The sequence below is a fragment of the Providencia sp. PROV061 genome (assembly GCF_011045655.1).
Lineage (GTDB): Bacteria > Pseudomonadota > Gammaproteobacteria > Enterobacterales > Enterobacteriaceae > Providencia > Providencia hangzhouensis.
Genome location: NZ_CP042861.1, coordinates 4,112,749 through 4,125,668 on the forward strand (window position 1 = coordinate 4,112,749; position 12,920 = coordinate 4,125,668).

Here is a 12,920-nt window from a genome sequence, read left to right on the forward strand (position 1 = left end):
TTGTTATTAATTAATCTCACTATGAAATTAACATAATGAGATTAACAATAATCATATTTATATATTTAACCGTAAAGGAAAAGATTGATGAAAATTAAAAGTATTGCAATGGCAACTTTATTAGTTTTAGGTGGTGCTTCTGCTGCGAATGCCGCTGACCAAGGCCACGGTAAAGTCACGTTTAAAGGTGCTATTATTGAAGCACCATGTTCAATTGCACCAGAAAGTATTGACCAAACGATTGAATTAGGCCAAATCTCTAATATGGCTTTAGCCGATGGCGGAAAATCATCACCTAAAACATTTGATATCGCACTGCAAAACTGTAACGTTAGCAGCTTAACTAAAGGTGTTCAATTAACCTTTACTGGTGCATCCGCATCATTTGATGAAGATAGTAAAACCTTAGGTATCGTTGGTACAGGTAGTGGTGCTGGAGTTCAAATTACTAGTGGTAATGGCGAAATTGTTACTATTAACACAGCTACACCATTCCAACAAATTCAAGATGGTAGCAATACATTACAATTCTCTGCATATTTAAAAGGTAATGGTGGTGATGTCTCAACTATCACTGCGGGTGAATTCAGTTCTGTAGCAGATTTCACTTTATCATACGAGTAAAATTAGCAACCTTCTAATTTCAACCTAAAAACACACGGATAGGTTTTTAGGTTCATTAAATATAATAATAGAGCGAATATATGCTATATAAATTTTCATGGTTGACATTCATTCTATTATTAGAAACTAGTTTGTCATCATATTGTTCGGCTGAATCATTAATCACAATGAATGGAAGTATTATTGAAACTGCCTGTTCTATTGATATAAACAGCAAAGATCAAACCATTGAAATGGGAAGCTTATCTATATCTCAAATTACTCGAGATGGTCAAAGCAATGCAAGAACTTTTTCAATTAAATTAATTAACTGCGTACTTGAGAGACCTGAATCAAAAAAACCAAACTGGCAATATTTTACAATAACATTTGATGGAGTTCATAATGGTAGTTTGTTTACTACCAATGGGCAAGCTGAAGGGATTGGTATTGAAATTAGCAGTACTAGTGGTGAAGTAGTATATCCAGGAAAGGCAATGTCATCACAAGAATTAACTGATGGCACTCGTAATTTAAATTACAAACTACGAATAAAAAGAAATAATAAATCTTTAAAATCAGGCAATTATTTTGGTCTAATAAAATACAAATTAGATTATGAGTGATATAAAAAACAACTCTATCCACATGAACATTTTTCTAAATAGGAGATACTTTCTCTTATTATAAATGAGTTTGAATAAGGTCAAGTATTATGGCGCATCATAAAATCCATATTAAATTATCATCAGTTAGTCGATTATATATATTAGCTAGCATGATAACTATTATCTGTAATACCGGATTTGCCGCTGCTAACATAGAATTTAATACGGATATTTTAGATATAAATGATCGCGCTAATATTGATCTAAGCCGTTTCTCTAAAACTGGTTATTTCATGCCAGGGGAATACACTTTTAGCATTCATGTAAACAAAAATATATTATCTGAACAAAGTGTTTTTTATTATAACTCAGATGAAGATATTGATGACAGTAAAGTATGTTTAGATCCAAGCTTAGTTGAGAAATTTGGACTAAAGCCCAAAATAATATCATCGCTGGTCTGGTGGCATAATGACTCCTGTTTAGATTTAAACAGCTTATCTGGAGCAACTACAAAAGCCGATTTATCGACATCAACACTCTATATTAATATTCCTCAAGCCTATTTAGAATATACGGCAGATAATTGGGATCCGCCTACTCGTTGGGAAGATGGTATATCGGGTGCTCTATTTGACTACAATCTGAACGCGCAAGTAAATCAACAAATACGTAGCCACCAAAGTACGAGCTATACCACCAATGGTAACGGTGTGGTAGGAATGAATTTAGGTGCATGGAGATTCAGAGCTGATTGGCAATCACGATTTGAGAAGCACCCATCTTCCGAGTCAACCCATTCTTTTGATTGGAATCGTTTTTACATTTTTCGAGATATTAAATCATTAGGTGCCAAACTAACATTCGGTGAATCTTACTTAGCCTCCGATATTTTCGATAGCTTTAGATTCACAGGACTCAGTTTAATTACTGATATTAATATGTTACCACCCAATTTGAGGGGATATGCACCTGAAGTTACTGGGGTGGCAAATAGTAATGCAACCGTCATTATTAGTCAGCAAGGTCGTACTATTTACCAAACTCAAATCGCTGCTGGCCCTTTTCGCATTCAAGACCTTAATGATGCTTTATCGGGTGAATTAGATGTAAGGGTAGAGGAACAAAATGGTAAAACGCAAACTTTTACAGTGAACACCTCAAGTATTCCCTATCTTACTCGCCCAGGGCAAGTTCGTTATAAATTTGCAGCAGGACGGCCTAGTGATTCCAATCATCGTGTTAATGGTGATAGTTTCGCTAGTGGTGAATATTCATGGGGGATTAATAATGGTTGGTCCCTATATGGCGGTATGATTGCTTCACAAAAATATCTCTCAACGACTTTGGGAATTGGTCGCGATCTAATGCGATTTGGGGCTCTTTCATTTGATGTGACAAGAACACATGCAAAAATTAAAGAAATCACTTCAAATAATGAAACTAATTATAAAGGTAATTCTTATAGATTGAGCTATTCAAAACGTTTTGAAGATTATAATAGCCAAATTACCTTTGCTGGCTATCGTTTTTCAGAAAAAGATTTTATGAGTATGTCTGAATATCTCGATGCCAAAATAAGTGGCGTTCGACAATATAATAGCAAAGAAATGTATACCATTTCTTATAACCAGCAGTTTAGCGGCAGTGGACTAAGCACATATTTAAATTTTTACCATCAGACATATTGGAATCAACCTGACAATAATCGCTATAGTTTATCATTAGCAAAGTATTTAGATCTCGGAAAATTTAAAAACTTAAGTGTTAACTTAACCGCATTCCGTAATAACTATCGAAATATAAATGATGATGGGGTTTATATTGCGTTATCTATGCCTTGGGGTGAAACCTCTACAGTGAGCTTTAACAGTAACTGGGATAAAAGTAATACAACACAGAATGTAAATTATTATGACCGTATTAATGAGCGTAGCAACTACCAAATTAATACTGGGATCACACAGTCGGGAGCAATTCTTGGTGGGTACTATACACATCAAGGCGATATGGCTCAGTTTAATGCAAATGCAACATACCAACAGAATCGTTACCGTTCTGCCGGACTATCATTGCAAGGTGGATTGACGGCAACGCAACATGGGGTTGTACTCCATAGAAGTAACCAACTCGGCGCTTCGCGCGTTTTTGTTGATACCAATGGTGTAGCGAATATTCCTTTGCGTGGTAATGGAATTGTGACACGGTCAAATTATTTTGGTAAGGCTGTTGTTGCTGATGTTAATAGTTATTACCGTAGTAATATAAATGTGGATTTGAATCTTTTGCCTAGTAACGCAGAGGTTACCCATTCTGTAAAGCAAGGAACATTAACAGAGGGTGCTATTGGTTATCGCCAATTTGATGTTATAGCGGGTAGTAGTGCAATGGCAAATATCCGCTTATCGGATAATAATGCACCTCCATTTGGTGCCATTGTATTAAATACACGTAAACAGCAAGTTGGAATAATTAGTGATGAAGGCAGTGTTTATTTGTCAGGCTTAAATCCTAAAGAAAAATTGAGTGTTTTTTGGGATGATGAAATACAGTGCAATATAACATTGCCAGATAGCGTTTCATCAGAAATAAATCTAGCAAACACATTACTGCTACCATGTGTGAAATAACACTTTACTAATATTTTTAAAAAATTATTAATATTAATTATTTAAATCAAAAAAAATGATGAACATCATCAAGTTAAACTTAAAGAGATTATATCGTTTATGAATAAGTTAAATGTAAGTAAAAAGGATACCTATCCTACCCCAAAATTGGTTAATAGTTCTAAAATTATATTAGCAACAGTTTTTTTAATGAATATGTCAACAGCAAATGCAGCTATTTCATTAGATCGTACTCGAGCAATCATTAATGGCAATGATAAATCTATTAGCTTAAATATTAGTAATGAAAATAAAACATTACCTTATCTTGCTCAAGGCTGGATTGAAAATGTACAGGGTGAAAAAATTAATGAGCCATTCACCGTATTACCTCCGGTTCAACGTGTTGAACCTGGTGATAAAAGCCAAATAAGAATTCAACCATTAGCTAACGTAGCAAAATTACCACAAGATATTGAATCAGTATATTATTTTAATTTACGTGAGATTCCACCGAGAAGTGATAAAGCAAATACTTTACAACTTGCATTACAAACGCGAATAAAGCTTTTTTATAGACCAACATCTATCATTCCAACTAAGAATGATATCGATAATCCATGGCAAGAAAAATTAGTTTTAAAACAGCAAGGGGGTAAATATATTGCATTTAATCCAACGCCTTATTATATAACCATTATTGATGCGGCAACAAAAATTAAAGGGGATACGGTAAAAGGCTTCGAGCCGATTATGATCGCTCCTAAAAATAGCCAGCCATTAGGTGTCGATGTTGCTACATTAGGCAATACCCCAGTACTAACATATATCAATGACTATGGTGGCCGCCCTAATCTTAGTTTTAACTGCCAAGCAAATGAATGCAAGGTATCTCCAAGTAATAAATAATCTATTTATTAAATAGTAATAGAGGAAGGTATGAGTAAAAAAGTGAGTTATAGAGCTCCTTTAATAGGGATTATTTTCAGTACACTTGCCTTTCAGACATTAGCTACTGATATTGGCAAAGTTGATAATTGGGATATTGATGGTGCCAATGGTGTTTTACAGGTTAAGGGGATGCTTACCGAAAGTGCATGTAGGTTAGCCATGCAATCTGCATTCCAAACAGTAGATTTGGGCACAAATAGTTCTTCAGCATTTAAATTTCTAGGGCATAAAGGCACTCCTATTCCTTTCAATATTCAATTAGAAGATTGTTTAAGGAGTGAAAGCCGCAATCACGATCAACAAGGTAACATAACTTGGAGCTCTGACATGCCTGCCGTAAGAATTCGTTTTCTTGCTGTATCAGATAATACGGATAGCAAATTAATAATAGTAAATGGTGCTGAAGGCATTGCTCTTGAGTTAAATGATGAAAATTTTAAAAAAATTAAACCGGGTTTTTTTACGAGATCAAAACTATTATCAATGGGCAGTAATAAATTAACCTATTACATTACTCCGGTGAGAATCAATAGTCATTTTAATGCGGGTAGCTATCAAGCAAATATAAGATTCCAATTAGTCTATGACTAGGATTAAAATATGAAACCATCATATCAATACTTATTATTTAAATCGCAGGTTTTTATTAGCATTATTTCCATATTAATATGTTTTAATACAGCCAGTGCTTCAATGGCTTCTATTGGCCTAACGATTACGGTCATAGAACCCCCTAATTGTAGTTTTGTAGAAGGAAGTACATTAAATATTGATTTTGGTGATGTCCAGCAAGATTTAATCGATGGGTCATCATATAAAAAAACGAATATTAACTACAATTTACAATGCACAAATTTATCTACTAATTTATTAAAAATGAAATTGAGTTGGAATAACTTTAGAGTTAATGGTGTTGATGCAATAAAAACGAATAGAGATAACCTTGGTATCGCCATTTATCAAGATAATAATATAGTATCCAACAATTCAAATATTCATTTTATATATGGTGCCATGCCATCTATTTATGCCGTCCCCATAAAACCTAATGGTTCAATGTTGAGCGATGCAGGGAATTTCAGTGCCGAAATGATTATGAAAATTGAATATCAATAAATTAAGAGCCAATATGAAAATTAAATTTTTATATACATTACTAGTTTTTAGTACTTTTTCTTATTCCGCCTCACTAACTGTAGGGTTTAATGGGAATCTAATTTCCACACCTACTGAGTGTATTTTAAATAACAGTCAAAAGTCAATGGTTCATTTTGGCGATATTTTATTAAGCAGGATTGATGGAGTAAATTATAAGCATACATTAACTTTTGAGTTAACTTGTACTAATTTAGCCATGAATAACCTAGCGTTAAGTATTCAAGGTGATCCTAGTAACTTTAATAATGGCATTCTTAAGACCAGTAATCCAAAGCTAGGATTAAGCTTCTATATTAATGGCATAAAACAAGATATTAATAAAAAAATAAATTTTAACTATTTAGAGTTACCATCATTAGAAGTTTCTCCAGTAAAAAATACAAACTCAAGTTTTGATGATACTGATGGTGGAGATTTCACTGCACTTGCAACACTTAATGTGGATTATCAATAATGAAAAAAAACTCAACCAATAATAAAGTTCAGTATCAGATATGTTGTTTTCTTTTGATATTCTTAGCAAATATAGCTTATGCTAATTGGGGATTTGATGGTTCGTTAATTATACCGCCAAAATGCCGATTAAGTCACAGCGATCCTATCAAAGTTTCATTTGGTAAAGTCGGTGTTAATAAGGTTGATGGAATACACTATAAGAAAAAAATTCCTTATGAACTTATTTGCGATGGCGATCTAACACAACCTTGGAATATATCTTTAACATTATCTGGCGCAACCGCAGGGACAGGCTTTGATGATGCAACACTGCAAGTTAAATCTGATCAAAATGGAAATAATGTAGGCATCCAGATTCAAAAAGATGGGCAACCTATCGCTTTAAATAAAGCATTTGTAATTGATCAAGAGACATTACCCACTTTATCCGCTGTTATTGTCAAAAAAGCAGGAACTAAACTGGTTGGAGATACATTCAATGCTATTGCGACATTAACCGTTTCATTTCAATAGGAATAATAATGTTCTCGATAATAAAATTTTATATCTTGTTATTTTTAACCGTGTTTATATGTCATTCGTTACCATCGATAGCCGAAACAATTAATTTTGATGGTATCTTTGTCGAAGATGCTTGCGATTTATACCCCGGAGATGAACTAATTACATTAGACTTTGGGACAATTGCAGATAAATATCTTTATTTGAATAGCCGTACTTTAAGTGAATCATTTAGTATTCGATTAATTAATTGCGATTTATCTTTAGGTCGCGAAATTAATGCTTCATTTAATGGAAATGAAAACTCGTTTTTATCTGGTTATCTTGCATTAGACCCAGTAAGCCACGCTAATGGTATTGCAATTAGTTTAGAAACAGATACCGGAGAAAAAATCGATATAAACACAAAAGATCACACACAGAAATTGTCAGCTGGTAATAACGAAATAAGACTTAAAGCCTTTATTCAAGGAGAGCCTTCTGCATTGACAAATAAAACAATTTCATATGGAACCTTTATATCAACGTTAACATTCTTTCTAGAATACAACTGAATATATAAAATCTGCATTGAATTATAGGTATTCGAAAATGAAAATTTTAGTATTAAGTAGCAATTATAACGCCATAGTAATAAAGGTATTTTTTATTACTATATTAACCTTCATTTACAACATGAATGCATATTCTATAAGTTGGGGGTCATTTATCCAAAGAAATGGTAATGATGTCACTATTCAGTGGGGATGGCAGAATGAAGATAGCAATAGTATCATTTGTTATAATCCCTCCGGTTGTATTGTAACGGTTGGTCCCTATGATTATCGAGGTTCTAGTGCAGACTCAAAAACGTTTGGTGGTATAAATCTACCCTATGGCATGCAGCAAAAAGTCATCATCCGCAATAATGGGACAGCAATTGATGCTTTTAATGCTTGGAGGCTACAATATGGAACGGCTAATACACAAACTCTTGCTACAATGTGGGGAAATTATCCAAATACAGATTTCGCTTCAGTTTGTTATGGATTCCAAGTTTTTCAAATATCAACCTGGGGGACATCTTATGGCACTTTATTACCTAATGCAGGCTGTGGGGTAGTACCTCCATCAAACACTTCTTGTAATTTTAGCTTCCCTACTAGTATTGATCTGGGTTCCTCTGTCAGTGGCCAAAATGGCTCTTGGTCTGGAGAGGCTACAGGCGCTTTTACCTGCACTGATATTGTTGATGTAAGGGCTAGTTTACTAGCTACTCCCTATTTAAGTAATCTTCCGGTTGATATTTCAGTAAACCAAACTACTCTAGATAGTAATAATAAACTGGTTGCTCGAGGGCAAATGGCGTCACTTAATTTTAAGGCAGCCACAGCAGGTAAGTTCACATCAGCAGGCAAGTTTAACGCTAATGCAGTTATTTTGTTTTCTTTCAATTAGCAAACACATTACTAATATGAATGTTAAATAAATAAAGTACAGTAAGAATCGCTAATAATAACTTTATTAACTGATAGTTACCTATAAAAGCGGAGCAGTTCCTATACCGTAATGCCCCAATAGTGTAAGAGGGCTAGTCCCCCCTCTTACACTTGCCCTTTATACTCTTCTTGTGAAACCAAATGTACCCTTATATATCGCTGATAACGTGCTGGCTTTAATTTAGTTAAATCCACCAGCACCAAGCCGTCGATGCAATCGTTAAACGCGGGGTCTGTACCGAAATCCATAAACTGTACGCCGCCAGGTTCGCATAATTCGGTATATTGCTTATAAAGCGTTGGGATCGAGCAGCCAATGTTATTGAGTAAGCTTTTCAATTTAACCAAATCTTCATGGTAATTGTCCCCTGAAAATTGGGCTAATACCTGTGGCAAAGAAGCTGGGTACGGCTGATGTGACTGTGCAATGCTGTGTGGCGCTGAAAAATAGAGCCGATAAAAAGTAATCAGTAAATCACGTGCCGCAATCGGCATTGAGCCCGAAATAGATACAGGACCAAAAAGATAACGATAGTGTGGATATTTTGCCAAATACGCGCCAATACCTAACCATAAGTAATCTAAACCCCGTTTTCCCCAATATTTGGGCTGAATAAAACTCCGACCAAGCTCAATACCTTGCGCTAATATTGGCATCATGGCTTGGTCATAGTGAAATAAGCTAGAGCTATAAATACCCTCAAGGCCTTTGGTCTCAATTTGCTTTTTAGTCGGTATAAACCGATAAGCGCCAACAATATCAAGTTCGCTTTCATCCCATAAAACCAGATGATAATAATCGTCATCATAGCTGTCTAAATCACGGCGCTTGCCGGAACCTTCCCCTACCGCACGAAATGCAATTTCGCGTAATCGGCCAATTTCTCGTAAGATCGGTGACCTTACCTCTTGGTTTCGGTGATAAAGGTAAATCGCTTTCCCATCAGGAGAAGTTCCTAGCCGCTCACAGGCCACTAACGCTTTTTTTAATTCAATTCTATCTTCTGGTAAAGCAATTGGCGATTCACTGGTAAATAGCCCTTCCTTACCTTTACCCAACAAATAGACATGGCGGCGAAAGCGCCCTGCTAACTCATGAGCCGCCGTATGACCATCATGCCAATGAATAAATGGGATACTGCCACCAATACGAATTTTTAATCTTTTTCCTCGCTGCTTAAACATTTCCCTGACTAACATTAAAGTAGATAATGGCTTGTAAACCAACGAGGTTAAGTAAAATAAATGGCTATTACGCCCTTGAATATGGATGGGAACGATAGAGGCTCTAGCCTTTGCGGCTAAACGCAAAAAACCTGTACGCCAGTGGCCATCACGAACCCCTTTGCGACCAAATCGAGAGACTTCCCCCGCAGGAAACACAATTAATGCCCCTTGTTTATCCAAATGCTGTTGCATGGCTTCAACTTGTTGTCGACTAGTTCGGTTATTCATATTATCCACTGAAATAAATAAGCTTTTTAGTGGTTCTATATAATTGAGAAACTGATTTGCCACTATTTTTACATCAGGACGAACGGCAGCAACCACACGTAATAATGCAAGGCCATCGAGTGAACCTATCGGATGGTTAGCAACTAAGACAACAGGTCCTTGAGTCGGAATATTTTCTAAGTCACCCTCAACCATTTCACTAGAAATATCAAAGAACTCCATGATTTGTTCAATAAGATCCAAGCCCTTTAAGTGCGGATAATCTTGAGCAAATTGGTGAAATTCCTGTTCAAACAAAAGCTTTTTTAATAAGCGACGTTTCCATTTGCCTGGTGTTTGATGAGGAAAAATATCGTGCAGCAGGGTATCGACACTAAACATAATGCTATCTCCTAACTGAGTTACGACGAACTTAAGTCAGATTCATAACAACAATATGTTTATTTTATGACAAAATGGTGAAAGTACAAAAATGATGATGTAGATCATTACTTTTGATTTGCCAATATTATGGTTATCTAAAATCAATAATTTCCAGGAATGTTGCTTTCTTAAATAATTTATATTTTACTTATTTTGTAATATGCATTTAGTCCACAACAATTAAAAAGGTAAAAACTAAACTTTTCGATTAGTTTTACTTAATTTATTTTAATAATTAAGAATTATTCATTTATAAATACCCACCTATTAAATTGAACTAAAAACCTATTGCAGCAAGATTAATTTGAAACAATATCCTTTAAATTCAATCTAATAAAATTTAATCATCAGCTTATTTTTTTAACTATTATTTCATTGATAGGTAAATCTTATTTAAACAATCGCTTAAACCGATGGCCATCATTGATAAAAATCAAGAACCTCTCGGACTTATTTATCCATCATAGTCCGGCTGTAGAATTATATTAATTAAAAAATATTTAAATATATTTGACCGCAATCTTTCAAGGATAGTGTAATGAAAAAACTTACTCGCATTACGGTCGCTGTCATATTTTTGCTTTTACTCGGTTATTTTGGGTTATCTGGATATGTGTGGTATCACGATAATCAACGAAGAGAAAATAATGACATTCAGACATCTAAAATTGCAGAAAATAATCAAGTCCTCCAATTCTTTGCCGAAAAGGGATGCGATTACTGTCACACACCGTCAACTGATTTACCTGCCTATGCATCATTCCCCATTGCTAAGCAACTGATGGAATACGATATTCAGCTAGGTTATAAGTCATTCAACCTTGAGGCAGCTCGCGCTGCACTCATCGCAGGAGAACCTGTACCACAAAGTGAATTAAATAAAATTGAGTGGGTTATGCAGAACCACACCATGCCTCCAACACGTTATGTTGCACTTCATTGGGCCAGTAGTGTCAGTGATGAAGAACGTAATAACCTATTGAATTGGATAGCTAAACAGCGGGAAGAGCACTATGCCAGCCAAGATACCGCCGCTGAACATCGCAACGAACCAATTCAACCAATTCCAAAATCACTGGATGTTGATGATGCAAAAGTCGCATTAGGTTTCCGCTTGTATCATGATGCGCGCCTGTCAGGGGATAGCACGATTTCTTGTGCGCACTGCCACGCACTCAATGCAGGTGGTGTTGATGGCCGTAAAACATCAATTGGTGTTGGTGGCGCAGTAGGCCCAATCAATGCGCCAACGGTATTTAACTCTGTATTTAATGTCGAGCAATTTTGGGATGGTAGAGCACCTGATTTACAAGCCCAAGCTGGTGGTCCACCATTAAATCCTATCGAAATGGCATCAAAGTCATGGGATGAAATCATTGAAAAATTGGATAAAGACCCTGTCTTAAAACAAGATTTTAATGCGGTTTACCCAGAAGGTTTTACGGGTGACACCATCACCGATGCGATTGCAGAGTTCGAAAAAACCTTAATCACTCCAGACTCTCCGTTTGATAATTGGTTAAGAGGTGACAAAACTGCATTAACCGCACAGCAGCTCCATGGTTATCAGTTATTTAAAGAGAACAAATGTGCAACCTGCCATGGTGGCGTGATCTTAGGTGGTCGTTCCTTCGAACCTCTGGGCCTGAAAAAAGACTATGAGTTCGGTGAAATCACTGCTCAAGATATTGGTCGTATGAATGTCACCTCTGATGAGCGCGATAAGTTACGCCAAAAAGTCCCAACACTACGTAATGTCGAGCTAACCGCACCGTATTTCCACCGCGGCGATGTAGCAACCTTAGATGAAGCAGTGAAACTGATGCTGCGTTATCAAGTGGGTAAAGAACTGCCACAAAAAGATGTCGATGATATTGTTGCCTTCCTTAAGAGTTTAACAGGGGTATATACACCCTATGTGCAACAAAGTGAGTCACAACAGTAAATATCAATAGCTGATTGATATAAAAAACCAATAGCACCACCCTACTTGGGGGTGCTATTTTTATTTATAATGTATCTTTGTAAAACACCACTTTCTCTAATATAGGTAAAGTTAACTGTTGTTGATATCCATCCAATGTTTCTTTTGCCAATATTGCTAATGCACGGTAAAAATCGCTGTTAGCCGAATCTATCAATACTTCGAGAAAATGTGCCGACCAAGGTAATAGATGCCAAGCGAGTAACTCTTCTAAATCAGCTCTGCGATTTTGCTCAGCGAGCCAAGCCGCTAACATCAAGATCAGCCCAAAGTGGTCTTCTGGCTCTTTTTGTGTCGTTACGGGTTCAACACCTTTGGCTCGCATCCATTGGCGCAGCTCAACGGTTGAATCACCAAAAACAATTCTTTCTTTGTCTAGCCAGACTGAGCCCCAAGGAGGCGCGGGTAAAGCATAAGGCCCGATAAACAAGCGCTGCCATGCTTCACTGAGGGGTTTATTCTCCTGAGCACTGGGTTGCAAAAGCTGGCTAATTTTCGCTAAAGAAGGTAAGGCAAATGGCCATTCTTCATGCCAAGTCGGCTCCTGAAGAATCGTGATAATCTCTGCGTTATTTTCATTTTCTGGTGAGAAATAAAATAAGGACCCCAGAACTCGCCCTGTCACTGCGACGTGTTCAAGAAAGCGTGCTTCTTGCATATTTGATTGTCTCTGAAGTTATCAGCGCAGGGAAAC

General features: G+C 36.2%; 13 protein-coding genes. 11 read left to right on the forward strand and 2 right to left on the reverse strand.

All coding sequences use genetic code 11. From position 1 onward, the window contains the following. Positions 1-87: 87 nt before the first annotated feature. The 10 genes from FVA72_RS18995 (at position 88) to FVA72_RS19040 (ending at position 8,323) form a co-directional block, all read left to right on the forward strand. On the forward strand, positions 88-624 hold the full coding sequence (locus FVA72_RS18995) for a fimbrial protein (protein WP_004259399.1): 537 nt from the start codon (positions 88-90) through the stop codon (positions 622-624). Between the two features lie 80 nt (positions 625-704). Beyond that, positions 705-1,229: a fimbrial protein gene (locus tag FVA72_RS19000; RefSeq protein ID WP_110591126.1), complete on the forward strand. Its 525-nt coding sequence runs from the start codon at positions 705-707 to the stop codon at positions 1,227-1,229. 89 nt (positions 1,230-1,318) lie between these two features. Beyond that, entirely contained in the window at positions 1,319-3,841 is a 2,523-nt protein-coding gene (locus FVA72_RS19005; protein WP_110591125.1) for an outer membrane usher protein, read from the forward strand. A 99-nt stretch (positions 3,842-3,940) separates the two neighbouring features. After that, positions 3,941-4,729, forward strand: a complete 789-nt coding sequence (locus tag FVA72_RS19010) for a fimbria/pilus periplasmic chaperone (RefSeq protein ID WP_110591124.1) — start codon at positions 3,941-3,943, stop codon at positions 4,727-4,729. A 30-nt stretch (positions 4,730-4,759) separates the two neighbouring features. Next, entirely contained in the window at positions 4,760-5,362 is a 603-nt protein-coding gene (locus FVA72_RS19015) for a fimbrial protein (RefSeq protein ID WP_110591123.1), read from the forward strand. 9 nt (positions 5,363-5,371) lie between these two features. Beyond that, positions 5,372-5,887 (forward strand): fimbrial protein, encoded by a 516-nt coding sequence (locus tag FVA72_RS19020; protein WP_036958069.1) that lies wholly within the window; start codon positions 5,372-5,374, stop codon positions 5,885-5,887. Between the two features lie 13 nt (positions 5,888-5,900). After that, positions 5,901-6,383 carry a fimbrial protein gene (locus FVA72_RS19025; protein WP_243154723.1) on the forward strand — a complete coding sequence of 161 codons (483 nt, stop codon included), beginning with the start codon at positions 5,901-5,903 and terminating at the stop codon, positions 6,381-6,383. Next, the gene (locus FVA72_RS19030) at positions 6,383-6,898 is read left to right on the forward strand and encodes a fimbrial protein (protein ID WP_004259426.1); all 516 of its coding nucleotides are present in this window, start codon (positions 6,383-6,385) and stop codon (positions 6,896-6,898) included. The genes FVA72_RS19025 and FVA72_RS19030 overlap by 1 nt, the downstream gene beginning before the upstream one ends. A gap of 8 nt (positions 6,899-6,906) precedes the next feature. Beyond that, positions 6,907-7,440 carry a fimbrial protein gene (locus FVA72_RS19035; protein ID WP_110591121.1) on the forward strand — a complete coding sequence of 178 codons (534 nt, stop codon included), beginning with the start codon at positions 6,907-6,909 and terminating at the stop codon, positions 7,438-7,440. A 37-nt stretch (positions 7,441-7,477) separates the two neighbouring features. Continuing rightward, on the forward strand, positions 7,478-8,323 hold the full coding sequence (locus FVA72_RS19040) for a hypothetical protein (protein WP_136134258.1): 846 nt from the start codon (positions 7,478-7,480) through the stop codon (positions 8,321-8,323). 146 nt (positions 8,324-8,469) lie between these two features. Here FVA72_RS19040 and FVA72_RS19045 read toward each other — a convergent pair whose 3' ends face one another. Further along, entirely contained in the window at positions 8,470-10,200 is a 1,731-nt protein-coding gene (locus FVA72_RS19045; protein WP_110591119.1) for a lysophospholipid acyltransferase family protein, read from the reverse strand. A gap of 580 nt (positions 10,201-10,780) precedes the next feature. Here FVA72_RS19045 and FVA72_RS19050 point away from each other — a divergent pair. Beyond that, positions 10,781-12,187, forward strand: coding sequence for a cytochrome-c peroxidase (locus FVA72_RS19050; RefSeq protein WP_004259445.1), 1,407 nt, complete (start codon positions 10,781-10,783; stop codon positions 12,185-12,187). 64 nt (positions 12,188-12,251) lie between these two features. On the opposite strand, the gene dmsD is transcribed toward FVA72_RS19050, so the two are convergent. Then, entirely contained in the window at positions 12,252-12,884 is a 633-nt protein-coding gene (dmsD, locus tag FVA72_RS19055) for a Tat proofreading chaperone DmsD (RefSeq protein ID WP_110591118.1), read from the reverse strand. Positions 12,885-12,920: the final 36 nt, after the last annotated feature.

What these genes read in the sequence shown, in the direction of transcription:
- FVA72_RS19040 (WP_136134258.1), top strand. Translation starts at nt 7,478, where the DNA reads ATGAAAATTTTAGTATTAAGTAGCAATTATAACGCCATAGTAATAAAG.
- FVA72_RS19045 (WP_110591119.1), bottom strand. Translation starts at nt 10,200, where the DNA reads ATGTTTAGTGTCGATACCCTGCTGCACGATATTTTTCCTCATCAAACA.
- dmsD (WP_110591118.1), bottom strand. Translation starts at nt 12,884, where the DNA reads ATGCAAGAAGCACGCTTTCTTGAACACGTCGCAGTGACAGGGCGAGTT.
- FVA72_RS19050 (WP_004259445.1), top strand. Translation starts at nt 10,781, where the DNA reads ATGAAAAAACTTACTCGCATTACGGTCGCTGTCATATTTTTGCTTTTA.
- FVA72_RS19025 (WP_243154723.1), top strand. Translation starts at nt 5,901, where the DNA reads ATGAAAATTAAATTTTTATATACATTACTAGTTTTTAGTACTTTTTCT.
- FVA72_RS19000 (WP_110591126.1), top strand. Translation starts at nt 705, where the DNA reads ATGCTATATAAATTTTCATGGTTGACATTCATTCTATTATTAGAAACT.
- FVA72_RS19030 (WP_004259426.1), top strand. Translation starts at nt 6,383, where the DNA reads ATGAAAAAAAACTCAACCAATAATAAAGTTCAGTATCAGATATGTTGT.
- FVA72_RS19035 (WP_110591121.1), top strand. Translation starts at nt 6,907, where the DNA reads ATGTTCTCGATAATAAAATTTTATATCTTGTTATTTTTAACCGTGTTT.
- FVA72_RS18995 (WP_004259399.1), top strand. Translation starts at nt 88, where the DNA reads ATGAAAATTAAAAGTATTGCAATGGCAACTTTATTAGTTTTAGGTGGT.
- FVA72_RS19005 (WP_110591125.1), top strand. Translation starts at nt 1,319, where the DNA reads ATGGCGCATCATAAAATCCATATTAAATTATCATCAGTTAGTCGATTA.
- FVA72_RS19010 (WP_110591124.1), top strand. Translation starts at nt 3,941, where the DNA reads ATGAATAAGTTAAATGTAAGTAAAAAGGATACCTATCCTACCCCAAAA.
- FVA72_RS19020 (WP_036958069.1), top strand. Translation starts at nt 5,372, where the DNA reads ATGAAACCATCATATCAATACTTATTATTTAAATCGCAGGTTTTTATT.
- FVA72_RS19015 (WP_110591123.1), top strand. Translation starts at nt 4,760, where the DNA reads ATGAGTAAAAAAGTGAGTTATAGAGCTCCTTTAATAGGGATTATTTTC.